9 protein-coding genes are annotated in these 19,169 nt (G+C 55.1%); 4 read left to right on the top strand and 5 right to left on the bottom strand.

What is annotated here, in order from left to right:
* The first annotated feature begins 213 nt into the window (after positions 1–213).
* Positions 214–498: a helix-turn-helix transcriptional regulator gene (locus tag ACYZT4_RS05490; protein ID WP_461985887.1), complete on the top strand. Its 285-nt coding sequence runs from the start codon at positions 214–216 to the stop codon at positions 496–498.
* A gap of 52 nt (positions 499–550) precedes the next feature.
* Positions 551–1,300 carry a response regulator gene (locus ACYZT4_RS05485; protein ID WP_461985885.1) on the top strand — a complete coding sequence of 250 codons (750 nt, stop codon included), beginning with the start codon at positions 551–553 and terminating at the stop codon, positions 1,298–1,300.
* Positions 1,301–1,370: 70 nt separating this feature from the next.
* Here ACYZT4_RS05485 and ACYZT4_RS05480 read toward each other — a convergent pair whose 3' ends face one another.
* The 5 genes from ACYZT4_RS05480 to ACYZT4_RS05460 form a co-directional block, all read right to left on the bottom strand.
* The gene (locus ACYZT4_RS05480) at positions 1,371–2,135 is read right to left on the bottom strand and encodes an RHS repeat-associated core domain-containing protein (protein WP_461985883.1); all 765 of its coding nucleotides are present in this window, start codon (positions 2,133–2,135) and stop codon (positions 1,371–1,373) included.
* 44 nt (positions 2,136–2,179) lie between these two features.
* The gene (locus ACYZT4_RS05475; RefSeq protein WP_461985881.1) at positions 2,180–6,079 is read right to left on the bottom strand and encodes an RHS repeat domain-containing protein; all 3,900 of its coding nucleotides are present in this window, start codon (positions 6,077–6,079) and stop codon (positions 2,180–2,182) included.
* 66 nt (positions 6,080–6,145) lie between these two features.
* Positions 6,146–8,989 (bottom strand): hypothetical protein, encoded by a 2,844-nt coding sequence (locus tag ACYZT4_RS05470; protein WP_461985879.1) that lies wholly within the window; start codon positions 8,987–8,989, stop codon positions 6,146–6,148.
* 101 nt (positions 8,990–9,090) lie between these two features.
* A complete protein-coding gene (locus ACYZT4_RS05465) occupies positions 9,091–11,505 on the bottom strand; it encodes a hypothetical protein (protein WP_461985878.1) in 2,415 nt (804 codons plus the stop codon).
* Between the two features lie 68 nt (positions 11,506–11,573).
* A complete protein-coding gene (locus ACYZT4_RS05460) occupies positions 11,574–13,382 on the bottom strand; it encodes a hypothetical protein (protein ID WP_461985876.1) in 1,809 nt (602 codons plus the stop codon).
* Between the two features lie 198 nt (positions 13,383–13,580).
* Between ACYZT4_RS05460 and ACYZT4_RS05455 the strand changes: the two genes are divergently transcribed.
* On the top strand, positions 13,581–14,048 hold the full coding sequence (locus ACYZT4_RS05455) for a hypothetical protein (RefSeq protein WP_461985874.1): 468 nt from the start codon (positions 13,581–13,583) through the stop codon (positions 14,046–14,048).
* Positions 14,049–14,074: 26 nt separating this feature from the next.
* Entirely contained in the window at positions 14,075–19,135 is a 5,061-nt protein-coding gene (locus tag ACYZT4_RS05450; RefSeq protein ID WP_461985872.1) for an RHS repeat-associated core domain-containing protein, read from the top strand.
* Positions 19,136–19,169 lie beyond the last annotated feature (34 nt).

Genomic DNA, 19,169 nt, shown 5'->3' with positions numbered 1-19,169 from the left:
ATCCGTTGCCTACAGCCTTTTCCACGATGCCCAATTAAAGTCTCGCACCTGTAATTTGTGACAGGTTCCAAGCCGGGAAAATCGCGGTATAAGGAAACCGTGCCTCAGCCCTGACACAGGTGCCTGTAGGACGGCCGCGCGAACCATGCCATCAAGAAGTAGGAAGATTCTGCCGCGCCCACGCCGTCAATGATGATGAATGGGAGATTTGCTATGTACCGTTCCACTAATGCATCAGTTCGATCATCACCTGCCCCGGTCAATTTCCAGCCTCAGGAGAACCCGCAACCGCAAGCGATCACGCTGACAGCCAGGGAAGCAGAAGTCTTGAAATGGGGTGTGGCCGGAAAGTCATCCTGGGAAATCGCCAGGATCGTCAACTGCACCGAAGCCGGTGTGAATTACCACTTTTGCAATATCCGTCGAAAGTTCGGCGTGAGATCACGCTGGACCGCCATGGTAATGGCGCTGGAACAGGGTTTGATTCAGTCACCTTGAACCGGCGTGCCTCCTGTGGTCAGCGCGTCATTGACCCTTGTTGAGGCCATCCATGTATCGGCGCCAAACGCTTGAATCCATCCCGTCCGACCGCGTCCTCGAAGCGTCCTGTGAAGAGACAAACGTCTCTCACAGGCATGGCGCGAAAACTGCGCTGCGCATTATTCTCGCCGATGACCATCCCGTGGTGCTGAAGGGCGTGGAAATGGCCTTGCGCGCCTATTCCGGCTCAGCCTTCTGCGTCGTCGCATTGGCGGGCAATGCCGATGAACTGATCCAACATCTGCAACACACACCGTGTGACCTGCTGATCAGCGACTACTCAATGCCCTACGGACATCTCCCCGATGGCCTGCCCCTGATGGGGTATCTGCAACGACACTTCGGTCACATCCCTCTGATCGTGATGACCATGTTGCGCAACCCTTCTCTGCTGAAAGCCTTGCTGAACGTGGGCGTCAAGGGGTTGTTCGACAAGCGCAGCCCCTTGAGTGAGCTCATACAAGCGGTGCAGAGCGTGGTCAAAGGTCGTCGATACCTCAGCCCTGCATTTGCGGGAATTCTGGAAACCCAAAGCCTGCCCTCCTCCGACACACAGGCGCCAACGGTCAGCCTTTCCGAACGAGAACTGGAGGTGGTGCGGTTGTTTGTTCAGGGTTTTTCCGGTCGGCAGATCGCCGCGCAATTGAACCGCAGCGAGAAAACCATCAGCCGACAAAAACGCACCGCCATGGACAAGTTGGGACTTGAACATGACGGTGGGTTGGTGGAGTTTGCTCGGGTGAGCGGGTTAAATCACTGATAAAATTCAAATTGAAATTCAGTTAGAAAGCGCACGTCTATTCAATACTGACGCGCGCCACGGGCCGCTTTCAGCTCCATTTATCCCGAAGCGGTTGGTTGCGGAGCATCCACGGTGCCTCTTCCTTTAAGTTCATCCGTTTCCAGTCCGAAAATGCTGCCTGTTTTTGACCGTAAACGTTATTGCCTATCTTCCTCAACTCCAGCGCGCGGGATTGCGTAATCCCCTTCTGGCCTAGATTCTTGGATAACCCAGAAATTTCATGTTCTAATTTCTGTACTGCAAGCACGCTCTCTCGATAACTAACAGCGGCCGGATGCTTGCTTGACTGCAAGAAATTTTCTCCCTGCCTGAAGCCGTCAAAACCTAGTTTATTAGCCACCTCAAAACTTTCCAGCTCATGCTTAATACGCTTCTGACCTGCATATTCTTGGAGCGACTTCAAGGTATCGACATGCTCTCTCGTAATTCTTACAAGCGGTTCCGGCTTCACGTTACTGGCATTCGCTGAAACTTTGGCGCCTGAGGCAGATGAAGGCTTGGTTTTAAACCACGTCCAGAATTTAAAATTAATATGCCCCGAAGGATCCCCGTTGTTAATGGGATCGGCATCGACATAATCATAGCTATTGAATCCCGCTATCCCAAACGGGCTCCACTCCGCCCCATCCGGGCTCTGAAACCGCATCAACTGCGTATTGAACATCCGATAGCCACGGCCCAAAAAGTAATGACCCGTCGGGTTGTTACGCAATTCGCCGTTGTAACCCAGGCTGCTATCTCCCCCGCCATCGAAACCGTACGCAGAATAAGCGTTCTCTTTGCGTCCCGCCACGCTGACCTCCACCAACACACTGCCATTGCCGTCAGTGGCCAGCCTCAGGACTTTGGGTCAGCACCTGCCTGGCGCTCGGCGAGCGCGACTCCGTTACCGAACACGAACGTGTTCTGCTGGTCGCCGTCAATCCGGTTGGCCGGTTCGTCGCCACGGTAGAAAATATGCTCATCGCTGCCATCACCACTGACGCGAGACAAGGTGTCTTCACCGTCATAACCGTAACTTTTCGAAGAACCACCGCTCGCGCCGCTGACCGTCGCCAGCCGTCCAAGCGAGTCGTAACCCATCGTCCATTGCGCATCCTGCAGCAGGTTGCCATTGTCGTCGTAACTGAACACGGTATCGAACAGCTTGTAGTCAGCATGGGAATTGCTGACGCTGCCCAGTTGCGCCGGATCTTCCCGGTCGAATACGTATTTCGCAATGTTGTTGCCTGTAGCAAACGTGGTGCTGACTTCTTCGATATTGTCGATGGCATCAAAGAAAAACAGTTGTTCCTTGATGACTTTACCTGCTGGATCAACAGGCGACTGCGGCCCCTCCGTGCTGTAAAACTCAAGCCGTCCGCGACGCTCATACTCATACTTTTCGTGCCGCAAGACCGCACCGCCCGCAGCCGAACCATCGCTCAACAGACGGCTCTCTACCTGATCGAGCCCGTTCCAGGTCTGGCTCAGGCGTTGCGCTGCTGCGCCGAAATCAAACACCCGCAATATTTCGCGCCCGTGCGAATCGTATGCAAGGTCAATGGTCAGACTTTGCTTCGCCGTGGTGTCTTCTGTGCTGATACTTTCGGTCAATCCCTGGCTGTCGTAAGTGAACGACGACTTGATATGGCCCGGTGTGCCCAAAGAGCCCAGTTCGGTCGATGTCAGGCGACCTTTATCGTCGTACTCATAGCCCTGAATTTGCCCCAGCACATCGGTGTAACGTACCAGTCGCCCCATGCGGCTGTGTACGTAGGTCATCTCGTAGCTGTCACGCTTCTCGGTGGCGACTTCGCCATTGCTGTTATAGGTGCGGTGAAGTGTCAGGCCTTGCTCCGACGATTCCAGCAATCGGGCATTGCGCGGATCGTAGGCATACGTGGCTTGAATGGGCGCCAACGTCGCCACTTTGGGGGTCGAGGTCCGCGTGACGGGTTCGTCGGTCAACTCGAGCTTATACGTGTATTCAGCGATATCGCCGCTGGGGCGGGTGACCCTGCTTGGCTGGCTGTCACTGGAATTGAACGCATAGGTGGTGATGCGCCCCCCTGTGACCGACTCGATCATCCTCCCGGCACCATCAAAGGCTTGCGTGCCCAATAGCTTGTTATTGACACTGATTCTGGTTGGCAAGTCGTCGCGGCTATGGGGCGCGTACTCGCGTACCACCTTGGCGCGATCAGGCAACGTGGTTTCAACCATGCGATCGAATGCGTCGTAGGCGTACAGGGTCTCGAAACCGCCGGCATTCTTTTCGGAGGCAGTGCGTGCCAGACCGTCATATTTGTAACTGTGCAGGCTGATACGGGCGTTGCTCAAGTCCTTGCGCTCGACGCTCACAGGCTTGTCGAAGCGGTTGTTCAGCGTGACTGTTTTACCCCTACCTTCAATCCATTCCTCGAGCTGGAAGGTGATCGGGTTATAGGTGGTGTGGGTTTTCACTGCATCAGGGCCGGTGACGCTGTTTTCCTGACCCCAGTCGTCATAGGTAAACGTGGTGGCGAGCGGCAGATCCTTCTTTTCCAGCCAGTCAATTTCGGTTTCACGGGTCAGTTGGCCCAGGGCGTTGAATGCTGCCGCATAGGTCGTACGATAAGCCGGCGGATTACTGCCCGCGTTGTCGACGTCCTCGCGTTCTTCCAGGATGGGTCGGGCAATCCCGTCGAACACTGTGCGGGTTTTCACGCCTTTGACGTCCTCCACCACCTGGCTGGCGGGTTGGGTTTCCGGTGTCTGACCCTGGCCTGCCGGGCGGATCAGGCGATAGCTGTAAGTGCGCGTCGCCGCATGCGCGGTACTGTCCGGGGCCACCGTTTCGGTCAAGGCGCGGCCCAGCACGTCATAGGTGGTGCGAATTTTTACGTCTTTGTCGGTGGCAAGCACCGGCAAGCCGCTGAACAGAGAACGTTCTTCGGTAATGACCTTGCTGACCGAGTCGAAATCCGTGCTCAGCGTCTGCACCGTCCGCAGTACCGTTTCGCCAGCGAACGTGGCGTAAGTGGCGGCGGGTTTACTGTAGGCATAATCGGTGAAAGTGGTATAGCCGGGCGCGGCCCCCAAGGTCACTGCCGTCTGCTCGATCAACCCATGGGTCAGCGCATTGCCTGGGTTGTCGATGTAGGTGTTTACCAGCTTCTCCAGCAAGGTTTCCGTTTGACCGGCAACTTCCAGCAGCCGCTCTTCGGCCACTGCCACCCATGGCGTAGTGGCCGGGCTGCCGGTGATGGCGCGCTGCTCCACGTACCGGTAGCGGGTGCGCAAGACGGGGGCACCGGGTTGCAGATCGGGCACCAGCGTCAGGTCCGCGGCCGGTGTGACGGTTTTCTCCTGCATGTGCCGCACGAAACCGTAAGGGTCTGCGGGGCAGTCGCCCGACACGCCGTCGGCCGGGTACCACGCCGTTGTTTCGGTGACCCCGTTCGCTTTCCGGCTCAAGGTCAGGTTGCCGTGGTGGTCGTATTCGGTGAGTTCCGTGTCCTCACGGTACTGCCGTGGGTCGTCGGTCAGCTCCCAGCGCGTATCGACTTTGCGGGGTAACTGAAACCGCAGCTCCTGCCTGTCGAAGGGGTCGGTATCGTTGGCGTAATAGGTTGTAGTGACGCTCTGCTGATGGGTGCCCTGCGTTGTCACCTGTCGGGTCAGCAAGTGAAAACGGTTGAAGGTGCGGGTCACGGTTTGCACCGGGACGCTCGCCACGATCAGGCTTTCAGTGGTTTCGTATTGGTAGAGGCCGGTGACTTTATAGAGATTGTCCAGACCGTCCTCGTCCCAGCTGATTGACGCATTGCGTCCGAGGAAATTATTGCCGTTGTCGCTGTACGTGAACTTGCGCACGATCGCCTCGCGACCACCGCCCGGATCGGTGCGATGGTCGGTTACTCGCGGCAAGTTAAGGTAGTTGCCAGTGCCGGGAATACCATGGCCGCCATCGTTGTATTGAATCGTTTCGTGAGCGCCGAAGGGCGTCCAGACTTCTTTGATGCACAGCTGGTCGCGTTCCAGGCCATAGAGAAAACGCCAACCCGCGCCATTCGCGGTGGGCAGCGAGATTCGCGTCATCCATTCACCCTCCAGGTGGAGGGTGAACGTGGCCAATGCCACCCCTTGCACCGGTTTGAGGTTAATTTCGAGGGTGCTGGCGGTGAGGTTGCGGACCACTTGCACCAACAGCCCCTGGCTGTCGCTGATCGTGCTCAACATCCGCCCCTGACCGGCGCTCTGGTAAGCCAGGGTCACTTCATGTCCCTGGGCAGAATACATCTTGACCGGCACCGCCTCTTGCGGCGAGGCCCCGGTGAGCTTGAGAATTTCAACCAGCCCGGAGCGGTACACCACCTTGAAATCGCCGCGTGGGTCGCCGGTCAATTTATACAGTTTGAAACTCTGGATTTTTTGCTCTTTCATTTTCAGGCGGTCAGGCTCGCCGTCGCTGGCAAAGGTGCCGGTGACCTTGAAGCTTTCGCCTTCACTCGTGGCAATGATCTGCGTAGCGGGGGAGTATTGCGTCAATGCCAGCCTCCAGCCCGCGCCGTAACCGTAATTGAAGGCGCTGGCCGGGTTGTAGCGAAGATGACAAAGCACTGTCGGCCCGCGCAGCTCATTGACTTCGACATCGTGTAACGACAACCCCACTGTGTAGAGGCCAGTCCTTGAATCGATACCCGACTCGACAAAACTTGCGAAATTGAAAGCGTTGGAATGCACGTTGGTTTTTTCTGCAATAGCAATGTTCACGATGCTGAACTCCGAAAACTGGACAAAGGACATGAAAAGCGGCGCTGCACGCGCCGCGATCCGGGATCATTCAGGAAGATCAATGACCCGTAGCCTGTTGCGATTCCCGTCTCGGAACCCGATCTTTATCGGCTGTCGATGCCCTTGGTTATCGGTAAGAATCAGGTCGATGCTGCCTCCACGCAGCGGGTGCAAGTCCTTGTTGCCCGGCTGACCTCTCCATTCGTCCTGGCGAACATCCGTTCTGCGAAACAAACTGAACAACAAGCGCCCTTCCGCGACGCCTCCTTTGACCGTTGTATCCAGGTTCACTTTGAGAATCGGATTGGCTTTGATGAGTGAGTCATGGTGCATGACGTCGCGATCACCGGTTTTCCTAGGATGGTTATAGGCGTAACCGAGATGGGAGAACATCTGCTCGTTGGCATGGGTACTTTCCCAAAGGACGCTCGACTGACGTGAACCTTCGGCCAACTCCAACTCGACAAATGTCATTGCCCGCTGACCGTCCTGTTTGTACTCCAGGTCGTAATAATCAAGTGTCTTCAGGAAGTTATCGAAGTCCTCTTCGTTCTCTCCATTTGCCGGGTCGCCAATCCCGCCACCCTCAATACGGCGACGCTTGAACGTGAAGAAGTCGACGGAGGTCTTGGGGGATTCCACCGGGGTTACTTTGATACGGCCGTCCGGATTCCCCGGGTGCGTATCCGAGTCCAGCGACAGCCCATCAGGATTCAACACCGACGCAAAAAATTCAGTGACTTGGCCAGCCCGTGTGACCAGATACATGGTGAAGACGTTAGGCACCGGGGCTGTAGCAGGATTTTTCACTGGCTCGTCGAGAGTGCCCCCCCAAGGCGTAAACGTATTGGGCTCCGACGATTGAGCCCACAGCAGTGGATTGTCGCGATCGAACGGGATGCCCACCTGGCCCACCGGAACTTCCGCGACTTGTTGCCTTGAGCCCAGGTAGTAAAACCTGACGGAGAGTTCTTGCTCTGGCGTCATCCGTTCGCCGTCGGTTTCCATTCTGATTTCAATCGGCACTTGCTGAAAGCCGTTGCTATAAACCTTTTCCGAACGGAGCGCCGTCAAAGAGAATTTAGTGAGCGACGACCAGCCCGGCTCTTCGTCAACGCGGTAAAGGTTGATGATGCTGTAACCGGTGCGGACCAATATATCTTCGTCATAATAGATGTCGCACTTAACCACGCTGTAAGCGCGAGTGCTGTGCGCGGGCGCTTTGAACACCCCGTTTCGATCCACGGAACCCTCGCCAATCACTTCCCATTTGCGCTCCAGCCCCGGCAGCGGCTGACCGGGAAACTCTTTCAACTCTACGGTGGCAGAACGCGCGAGTGAGCTGACAAACGCCGGCTCGATTCGCATGGTGGTGGGGAAATTCGACAGCACCACACTGGCTCGCGCGATCCCGCCCGCGCCATCGGATACCTGGATTTCCTCGACTTGCAGATGTTCTGGCAGTTCCTGTTTGGGAGGCGTGTAAACAGCCGTATTACCCTGAGGCACCAAGGTGCCGAATGCTGGCTGACTCCAGGTGAAATTGCTGCCGCTGATCCCGGTTGCTACAAAGGTCACGCTCGGGCCACCCACCTGGCGCGGAACACACCCGGGTGAAACGGCGATGATCTCTGGGGTTACCAACAGCAATGCCGAGACTCGATGGGTCGTGGCCGGCTTCTCTCCGTTGGCGGGCTCGACCCAGGTTGCGGAGACGATGTTGCGCACCACGTTCTTGCCGATCAGTGCTGCGGAGACCGGCGTGTAAACTCCCGTAAGTTCGTTGATAGCGCCCGATGAATGAACGGTGTTGAGACTTTTGACGGACCATTTGACGTCGTTGACCGGAACGCCGTTTCGATAGGCCTTGTACGGCACCGGACTGCCGCCTGCTTTGGCACTGTGGACGGCGGGTTCGATAACCAGCGCCGTTTTCGACGGCGCCAAGGCACCGAATATCACCATGTCCCGGGGCGTGTGCCGCGAATATTCGACAAAGACGTTCCTTTCTCCCGGAAACAAAACGCTTTGAATCAATTCGAGTTTTTCGTCATCGGAACGTGAAATGTATTCCTGCGCCAAAACCATGGTCGCGGAGTATTTCGGCAACCCGTTTTCCAGGTCGTCAGGGATCAAATAGGGGAAGTAATCCTTTGAGGGAGTACCGCCACCCGATGAGCTTCCGCGCAGCTTGAGCAGGACCACTACCGCACCATCGCCCGCATTGGGCGCGCCAGGTTGATCCGCGCCCGGTGCGCGTTGAGTAAGGATGATGAAATTTGTAGGAGTAAGATCTCCGCCGCCCCGCAAATCCAGCCAGCCGAGTTCATACACCCTGCGCTCAATGGGCAATTCATTGAAACGCGCCTTGAAGTATTCGCCGATCTTTTTCTGGCTGGCTGTCTGTGCCGTCAGATTGCAGGCAAATTCAACCCCGTTGGACAAGTCCAAAGTGACACGCCCCATCCTGTCGATGGCGCCGACGGCCAGTTCCAGGTTCAGGATGATTTTCAGGGTGAAACCCTGTGCCTCTTTAATCTCGTAGCTGTACATCACGCCAGTCGTTTGTTCCGACGCAGTGAACGATCCACCCAGGAGACTAAACGTTAATACCGCCCTGGAGTTGTCGAGGGCGGCCGGTTCAAACGACAAGAGCGGGTTGCCCAATAGCACATCACTCAAGATACCCGTTTCGGTTTCTGCCTCGTTCAAGTCAATTTGACCGCTAAATACCGGCACAAAATTACGGCCGTCGTACTTCTCAAGCCATTGTTGTCGCAGTAAGTTGTTAACTTGTGCTTGACCGAAGGCGAGCACGCCGCCCCACTTTTCTGTGATGTCAGCCACTTTCATTTTATTTAGAATCTGCGCGAGTGAATTCCCGGCCATGATAGTTACCCTCTACAGCAATGTAATGGACGAGCCTCGAGTGCCTTCCGAACTTACCGGCAGGTCTTACCCCGAAGCGTTATTTGTTAAAACAGAATCGATTAAACTTGCGGCATTCCGTCTGCTCCCAGTGGAAGGACGGGATCTGGTATCGAAGGTAACGGCCCAAGCGGCAAGGGTTGAATGTAGAAGGCATCGCCGAGCCAGAGATCAAAGTCGGAAATGCTTGACGTTACAGTGATGATCGCAAACTCGTGGCTCTTATCCGCGCCCGCAATAAAAAAACCACTCTGATCGATGTTTCCCGCAGATTCAGGAATGCATTTCCATACCGCTTCCGGAGCAGGTTTGTTGTTGAAAGTGGCGGAATATTGCGCCTGCCCTTCTGGTAAGCCATCAAAATTTGCACTCACTTTCACGGTCTGACTGCCATGAGTCACAACAACGGTAGCCACGTCTTTTTGCTGGGTGGTGGGATTAACGACGTTGACCAGTTCAATAGTGAATGATTTCTCGACTAATTGCGGATCCCTCGGCGGCGCCTTGTAAAGATTAGTCCGATCCGGATTCGCGGTTTCAGGAATACTGCCGTTGCCTGTGACTGACCATTTCAACGAGCCATTTATGGCACCGGCCGAGAACTCTCGGGTTTGCGGTTGATCACCCGATGCCGGGCAGGTCGTTACCCGGGGATTAAGCGACACTGCCCGCCGGGGAACGGTGACAAGTGCTTTGCTGACATGAGCTTTCCCGTCACTGCCACCGCCGGTAGCCGCAATTTTCACCCGTTTGAATGCGCCATCCGAAGGACCAAGGCTTGGAGCGGTGTAGCGCCCGGTGTTCTCGTCGATTTGCCCAGCGTCGCCAGGGGTACCGTCGAGCGTGCTGACGCTCCATTTGACTTGAGTTGGGGGCAATGTGTTGAATTGATGAACAGCACCTGGGGCCAGAAGCAGCTCCAGTGGGTCTATCGAGAAGGTGGTCATGCGCGGGCTGATCGCCCCCCAAGCGACGATATCTCCGGGGACGAAAGCGTTGCGCAATTGCACAGCGTCGCCGCTGTTGAACAGAATGCTATTGATGACGAAGGCATCGATATCATCAAACTTGAACAGCGTGCTTACTTTATCTTTCACTATCGCTTCAAATTTTTTATACATCCTGTCTTTATGTTCCAAAAACTTGATAGCATCATCGGCATACGGATGATCGCCGACGAACGTCAGACTACGCCTCACAATATCAACCTGACCATCACTGACAACCAGTTTACGCGTATCCGGATGGACACTAACCGTATGGCGAGAGGTAAATTCCAACTCAAGCGTCAAGTCAAGTATCGGCTGCCCTGCCGCAGTAGTCGTCTCCGCCGGCAATTTATCTTTCTTAAAAGCCCAACGAAGCAGAATAGAGTCATCGGACATCTCGACAACTAATCTCTCGATTGCATTATTATAAACATTGATTTCAAACGGCAACACTTCGACGCTACCTACCGGAGTGCCACCACCATCCCAGTCTGACAAGTCGACTCTGATGCTCGGTATAAGAACATGGCCATTATCAAAATCGGCGTTCGCGGCAAATTTGGAAAATCCATTGGCCGTCAATATTGCTTCAAATGACCCCTGCCCTTGACTGAATTGCTGTGAAATTGTCTTCCCAATAATGTGACGCAATACCAGCAAATTGCTGAACATCAACAACGCGTCATCTTGTGGGAAATCAGTATTTAAAGGATATAACCAATCTTCACCAGGAGTGCCACCTTCCAGACTGCCTTCCATCGCTATACGCACTTCCAGTGCACCTTCGCTATAGTTCGGCGCACTTCGCACGTTCGCACCGTCCTCCATGACAGTGCGCAACTTGAATTTACCGGGCTTCAACTGTTCTGATGGGGCTAGTTCACCCAGCACATAAGTCCTGCGCTCCGGCGCGGCTTCCCGGAATTTGCGTTTGAAAAAATTCCCCCCCATGCGGCGCACATGTTGAATTCGCGAATTCGAATATTCCCAATTATTTCGCTGTGATTGGAAATCACCCAAATCCAGGATCACTTGGCTGTTCTTTCCTACCACTCCCTGTATATCTTTCAATAACACCTTCTCTGCCTTGAGATCTGGATAATCAAGCGGATCGTTGGACCTGATCGATGTAACGCTCGCTTGGCCGGTCGTATCGATGGCAAGATCCACCTCAAGGCCGCCGAGCGTAGCCATCGTCATATTAGCTTCCGCCACCACCGCCCCGTTTTCATCGGGATAGTTTTCAAAACTCAACCGAGGAACATCAGTCTGCAGGTCCACAACCGCCGTGTAGGTTGTTTCACCGGTCATGTAAGCGCCGCTGAAAGGAAGCATATATTTATCAGTATCAAAACCCCAAATATATTCTTGCAACAACAACTGGTTGCACTTGACTTTGTTATAACTAGCATACGCATCCCATTTGTTAGTGCGAGGCTCAAGCGCCGCCCACTCCAAATATTCTTTACGGGTAACTTTTCTGGCCATGAGATCCACCTTATTCATTAGATAATGGTAAAAACAATCGCCCACTTGGCGAATGTGACTATGCTCAATCAAGCTTCCAGTGTGAAGTTAGTGAGGTCCAACTTCGTTTCAGCACCCGGCTCATAGATAATGATGGCCTCGACGGTGACACTGCCCAGCTGGAACCTGGCCAGCTCTGTCTTGCTGATGTGGGTTTCAACCGACTTGCTGTCGGCTTCCGGTTTGGTGATCACGCGTTTGTCGAACAAGGGATAGGTCAGTCGTCCACCGGCACTGTCTTTACCCACCAGTAGTGCATTCAGGGTTTGGCCTTCGCGAATGTAAACCCAGCCTTGCGGATAAAAGAATTTCTCTCCTGCCACCGGCACTTTCGACAAGGAAATCCTGCCGGGAGTACTTTGCGCCTGCAGAGACTGAATGGCCCGATATTGACTGTTCGGCACCGCTAACAAACGCACGATAAAGACATCCGATTTTTCCGGAGCAGTTTCGCCATCGGGGGTGACGCAGTAATAAACAGGAACGGATTTACCCATGTTGGCAGGGACATACTCGGGCGGGATATTGTAAGTACGGCCACCCGCTACAGTGGGTGCAGTTGCAATGTAATGTCCGGTTGTGCCGAAACCCGCCCAATACACCTCTACCTTGTCCCTGGGGCCGAAACTTGCCTCGGCATCGATAGTCAAGGTAACGCCAGCACTTACAAGCTTCGCGGCCTCGAGCTCCGCTTCACCGGGTATCGGATCGCTGCCAGGCGTGGCATCTTTGACAATCAACGCGGGTAAGAACAGCGGTTTGCGCACCGGCGCAGGGTAAGGTGCGGCCGACAGCCCCGCTCCAAACCATGCGTATTGATAGTTCAGATTGAGCGAGTATCCATTGCTGCTGTTCACCCAATCCGGCGGCAGAACAAACTCGATGTATCCCTTGTCGAGCGTTGAGTCATCAACCCGGGCTTGCAGGGTCAACGGTTCGATGCCGGCATCCGATTCGGCTTGACACACCACGTCGTCTGCCACGCTCATTCCTGGATAGGCGGCGATGCGCAACGGCAGACCCTGAGAAAACAGCGACGGATTGATGGGCGTTCCAGGGGTATGCCCTGCGATGGTCAACGCAGCCAGCGGGGTCGTTGCCGGTGCCACTAGCTGAAAGGTTTGCATCGCCGACAGGGTTGTTTCCGTGGGGGTACCGGCGTACTGAATGCCATACCTCACCTCGATGCGGCCGCCGTCCACCCGACGCAAGTCGCTTTTGTCGAGATAGAGCGCAAGCGGTTTGTCGACATCGGCTGCCGTCACCGTCGTGGGGTAGGCCAGCGCTGGCAGTTCCGCTCCATCCGACTCAAAGCGACGGCAGTGAAGCGTGACGACATCCCCCTGCGCCATCGCTTGATAGGGCACGAGAGTGGGCAGCAGATCAGCCGGAGCCACGCTCAGATCCAGATGCAGATCATGGGAAGACGGGATCTGCAGGACGGCCAACGCCGGCCGCGCCCGAGGGCGTTTGCCCACGTAGAAAAAAATTCGAAGGGATTCTTCGCCGGGCGCTGGATCGGCGAGTAGGCGCACCTGGTAGGAGTAGAACGCATAACCCGATCTGAGCGCGACGATCGTAGCGTTGTCGATTTCGGCCAGCATGCCGTCGGGTGTCAACTCGCTGACTACCACGGTGACCTGATTGTTGAGCTCATCGACCACGGTGCCGTCGGCAGCACAACCACGAAAATTCAAGATGAGCAAAGCGCCGTCGTGGTTTTCTATGCCGGGATACTTGATATAGGTCTTCAGTTTTTCACTGCCTAACTTATCCACGTCGACGGCATTGTCGGCCTCGATGGCAGGCGACGTGGGAGCAGGGTTCGGAACAATCATGATTAAGTTTCCTTAACATTCAGGCAATGGTCGGCGGAGCACGGGGCCGCCGTTATTGAATAGAGTTTTTACGCCTGAATACCGCACTTGAGTACTAGCAGAACTGCTAGGTTTACCAAAACTGATTTGCTGATAGTGTTGATCGAAACGCTCGTTCAATAGCTGTTCGAGTCAACGACGCTACAGGAGTTATTACAGATGAATCTTCACAAATTGTGGATCAGCGGCTTGCTGGCCAGCCTCGCAGTTATTCAAGCTGGCTATTCACAGGCGGCGGGAGCGCTGTATATCTGGGAAGGTGACAATAGTCACAACTGCAGCATCCCGACTGAGCCGAATGCCGATGGTTCGGCAAGGAATTACCTAGTCAAGGAAAATGGCTGTACTAACGACCAAGCCTATACGATAAACTTTTTAGGGGTCGATTCGGCATTGACCATCACCCTGTTCAATGACAAAAGTTGCCAGGACAATAAAAATTGGGAAATTGAAGTGCTGACTGTAAAACAGCCTACGACGACCGATCCAATCAGCAGGATAAGTATTTCTGCCATGGCGGGCGTGCCGGACGGCCAACTTATCGCGCCTGGAGTGCAGAAAAAGCGCTATCGCTCGGGCACGGGTATCGTAGGTGCACTGTCATGTGTTCGCGTCGAACGTAAGTAATTGTTCATGTCTTTGAGGTTTTGCTTATGTCCGCGCCAACCACCCTGCATTCCAATGCAACTAATTTTGCCAGTTACGTTCAATCCGGCGTAGACCAGCGCACCGGTTTGTTTACCGCTTCGTTTTCGTTGCCCGAAATCAAATCCAATGACCTGAGCGGCACGATTGTTCCGCTGCATCTGAATTTCAGTCCACTGAAAACCCTGGATGACGGTTATGGGCGTGGCTGGAGCCTGCCACTGACCGAGTACCAGCCCAGCACGCAAATCATCTCCGTGCATTCCAGTGAAAGTTTCAAGGTCACCGGCGACTATGCCGACGTGGGCGAACCTGACCGTTTGAAGATGAAAGAGCAGAAAATCCAGCGATTTAAACTTTTCAAACTGACCGGGGACCCGCGTGGTGATTTCCAGGTGGTGCACGCCTCCGGGCTGGTGGAAATCCTCAAGCTCATGGGCACCACCCCGCAGATTGCGATGCCGGTCAAGGTTTATTCCGAGCAAGGGCACGAAGTGACTCTAACCTATCAAAGTGCAGGTCAGGGTCGGATGTTGAGTACCGTCACAGACAGCCAGGGAACGCTCCTTCAGGTCGTCCGCAACCTCACTGCCAGCACGGTTGAATTTCGTCTGAAACCGATACAAGGCGTACCCTCGGCTGTATTTACTCTGCAACTGGAGGGTGAGCGGATGACCCGCGTCACCCTGCCCACTCCGAACAATGCCGGGTGGCGTGTTCTCTATGAAGATGTACGCACTCAGCTGTGCATTTCCGAGATCTGGGATCCGTTGGGCGGTCACCAGAAGGTTCAGTACAACGACGCAGGCCATGGCTTCCCCCCCCAGGCAGGGTTCCCCAATCTGGCGAGGGTGACAGACCATGTCAGCACACCCGGCGCCAGCCAGCCGCCGATCGTTAAAAAATACAGTTACAGCAACAACGGCAATAATTTTCTGGGTTACAACTCGGTGGTCGGCTGGGATAAAGGCGGCGAAGACAACCTCTATAAAATCACCGGTGAATACCTCTATGAAACCACCGAAAGCCTGGTCGTCGCAGGCGCCCCACCGCGTACCGTGACCCGCACTTACAATCGCTTCCACTTGATGACCTCCGAAATTACGGTCGAAGGCAACTGTCAAAAAACCATACTGACCACCCACTACGCCAATGACACCGATACATTCGACCGCCAGGATACGCGCTGCCAGTTGCCACAGCGCACCACCGAACTCTGGCATTTGACAGACGACCCCCGGAGCTGGCGACAAGACAAGAAGCTCACCGAGTACGACTTTCATGGCAACCTGACCAAGACCGTCCAGGCCAATGGCATTACTGAAGAGATTGCCTATTACCCCGCCGCCGGGGTGACGGGGGAATGCCCACCGGACCCATACGGTTTCGTCCGCCATGTGCGCGAGAAAACCGTGATACCTGCCACCGACCCGACCCTGGTGCCGGACGTGCAAAGTGGCGCCGCAACGCTGCGCTCTCGTTATCGCTACCAGGCAATGCCGCCCATTGCCGGCGGTATGACCCGTTCCTGGGTCGCGCTGGTTGACGAGCAGATGCTGGAAGTCAGCCAATCCACCGAAAAGCTGATGCAGCGTGCTGTCTACACCTACTTCAACAATCCAGCCAATCCGCTTACCCATGGCCGTCGCCAACAACATGCAGTTACGGTAGGCACTGCGCCGGGTTACACCACGAGCACTGCATTTGCCTACAGCAAACACCTCGCCACCTACGCCACCTTCGCCGGTGAAACCGTACTGCGCACGGTCGAAACCCTGAGTACCGATTTCGATAGTGTCAACAAGAGCATCACCCAGGAACGTTCGTTGCTCCATGGTGAGCCGCTGCTGGTTACCGATAAAGATCAACAAGTTCGGTACACCTACGATTCATTGCTGCGCGTCGTGAAGGAAGAGGACGCGCCCAACTCGCCGTATCCCGCCAGCCGTACTTTCAGCTACACGCTGATACGACCGGCAGACCAGGGCGGTGCGCCGGTGACCACCCTGGCTGGCCAGGAAATGGTAGACGTCAAGAAAGTAAAAATCCGTACCTGGTTTGACGGGCTCAGCCGAGCTATCAAGGAGGAACGACAGGACCTCGACAATGCCGGCGGCAACCCTCCGCTTTTCCGCAGCACTTACGAGGCCAGCTATGACGCCTACGGCCAGTTGATCTCAGAAATCGAGATCGACTGGCTCGCAAAAACAAACCTGCGGCTCGGTAAAACCTACACCTACGACTTCTGGGGCCAGCAAGACAGCGCCACGGGAGCGAACGGGATCACTTCCCATACCCGTGCAAACCCACTGAACTTCACGGTGGAACAATGGATACCGGGCGTAGGTAAATCCGTGACCACGTCCAATCGTTTCGACAAGACGGTCAAGTCGGAACAATTCGATCTCAGTGGCAAACGTATCAGCCTCCACCGCTACAAATACAACGGCCTGGGCAATTGCGTTGAAGAGATCGACGCACTCGGGCGGGTGACTAAATTCAGTTACGACGCTCATGCTCGCCTGATCACCAATACCTTGCCCGACCGCACCGTGATCAGCCGTTCCTACGCCGCGCATAGCGCCACGCCACTGGTGTCGGAACTGACGGTCCAACCCGGCAATAGCCTGTTGCCACGCAAAACCGTGGGCTCGAGAATATTCGATGGTCTGGAGCGGGTGACAGAGGTCACCGTGGGTGGACGTGTCGAACAGTTGCACTATGAAGACGAACGGCTGCAACCGAGTCATCGGGTCACGCCGGCCGGCAACCAGATCCTCTACGAGTACAAACCAGGGTTGACCACGCGCCCCTCCGCCATCAAAACAAAGGAAGATGACGCCACGTTCGATTACGACCTGCTGAATGCGAATCTGGAAACGTCGAGCAATGCACGAGGCACGTACGACTTCACGTACACCAACGTCGGACATCTGAGCGTCGAGAGCTGGAAAGAGCCCACCAACCCGACGCCATGGGTCACGCGCTACAGCAGTTCGTTGAAAGGACGACAGCTGACACGCACCGATGTTGGCGGACAGGTCACCGTAGCTGAATACCATGCAACCAATGGCCGCTTGATCGGCCTCAAGCAGTGCCAATTGCAGGCCGGTTTCGAGTACGACACATGCGGTCGCCTGTTCCGCACTATCAGTACAGACGTTGGCAGCGGCAATACGCTGACCACGACCTTGACCTTTGATGATATTGGCAGGGAAAAAAACCGGACCGTGGCGTTGCTGGATGCACAGGATAAGCCCTTGCATCCGGTGCGCAGCATTGAGCTGACGTACCTCGCTGACGGCAATATTGAAACCCGCCACCTGCAAGTGGGTGGCGTTACCGCGTTGCACGAGACCTTCCATTACGATCTGCGCGGGCGCCTGGAACTGCATAAGTGCTCAGGGATCGATTTACCCAAAGACCGCTTTGGCAATGCCATCGTGACGCAGTACTACGAATTCGATTCTTTGGACAATGTCATCTATCAGCGTACCGATTTTGACGATGGCACTCGCGACATTGCCCAATTCGACTTCGCCGTGGCCGACCCCTGCCAACTGGTGAAAGCCGTCCACAGCCATGCCGATTACCAAGGGCTGCTCACCGACTACCTCTATGATCCGGACGGCAACCAGACACGCGACGAAAAGGGACAACTGCTGCGTTATGACAGCCAGGGCCGTTTGATGGAAGTCAGCACGGCGGCTGGTCAACCGGTGACGGGCTATGACTACGATGCGCATGATCTGCTGGTGGCAACCCAACCGCAGGGCGAGATGCAGAGTCTGCGTTTTTATGAAGGAACACGTTTAAGTGACGTGATGCAAAACGGCAAACATACCCAGCTGCTTAATTGTGGAGGGCAGCCTTTAGGGCAACAGGAGCCGGGGGATGATAGCCAAACCCTGTTGTTACTGGCTGACGCCAAGCACTCGGTAATCGCTGAAAGTCAGGCAGACGAGCTACGCACTGCGGTGTATACCGCCTACGGTGAGCTCAGTGAGGATGCACAGCTCGAAAGCCTGGTGGCCTTCAATGGCGAAGTCAGGGACAAGGTCTGTGGCTGGTACATGCTTGGGCAGGGTTATCGCGCGTATAACCCGCACCTGATGCGCTTCCACAGCCCGGACTCCCTGAGTCCGTTCGGCGCCGGTGGTATCAATTGCTACAAATTCGCCTTGGGCAACCCGATCGCCTTCAGCGACCCGAGCGGGCATGCGCCGGGCACCTCGCTCGTGCAACAGCCTGGCGTCATCTATGGCTCGATGGCAACCACCATCTTTCTGGGAATCGTGGTGAGTATCGTGACGTTGAACCCGGCGCCATTGGCAGCTGCCGTCAAGGTGCTTGCCGTACAGGCGGGCGCATCGGCGGTCACCAGCGTCCTTCTTTCCGCGAGTGTGACCGCGGGTGCGGCGGCAATGAACGCTATCGCGCCTGCAGTGACCTGGGGGTCATTCGCCGCGGGGCTTGGTGTCCAGGCGGCGTCAATGGGGGTCAAAGGCGAGGCGCAAGTCAACCTGAGCTGGGTCGGATTTGGTTTGAACTGGCTGATGATGCCCGGCTTGCAAGCTTTTAAACCGAAATTGCCGGCGCTTTCGAACTCCACCACTAATTTACGAAAAGCTTCCACCGCATCTAATTTTTCCACTGTGTCTACTATTTCCAATGCTTCTGATATTTCCAATGCTAGCGGTAGCTCTATCGCCTCAAATTCCGTCTACGACCTCATGTATAGCGCAGCCATTGGCCCTAACGTTACATTCAGAGAAAGGCCCTTCGCCAATATTGCAAATTATGCACCTTCTGTTTTCCGGCAAGCCAGAATATTGGAAGCACTCGAAGATGTGGCTATACAAAACCACTCTTCAATTACCGGAAGAGCAATCGAGACCGGCATGACCAACCCGGCACATTCAACAAGATCAACGATATCAGCTACAGCGGAGCCTTTCAAAATAGATGCAATTGCGCCCCCAAGGGTCCAGGAATGGATCGGCGGGATGACTAGACAAGCGGCACACAAACCCATATTAAGTTTTGCTCACTTCGATACTTTGGTTTAGACATCACGCCAGGTTATTACCCTGTAATTGCCTG

It is taken from the genome of Pseudomonas sp. GB2N2 (assembly GCF_054897705.1).
The sequence above is the reverse complement of the archived record's forward strand: the minus strand, read 5'-3'. Positions and strand labels throughout refer to the sequence as shown.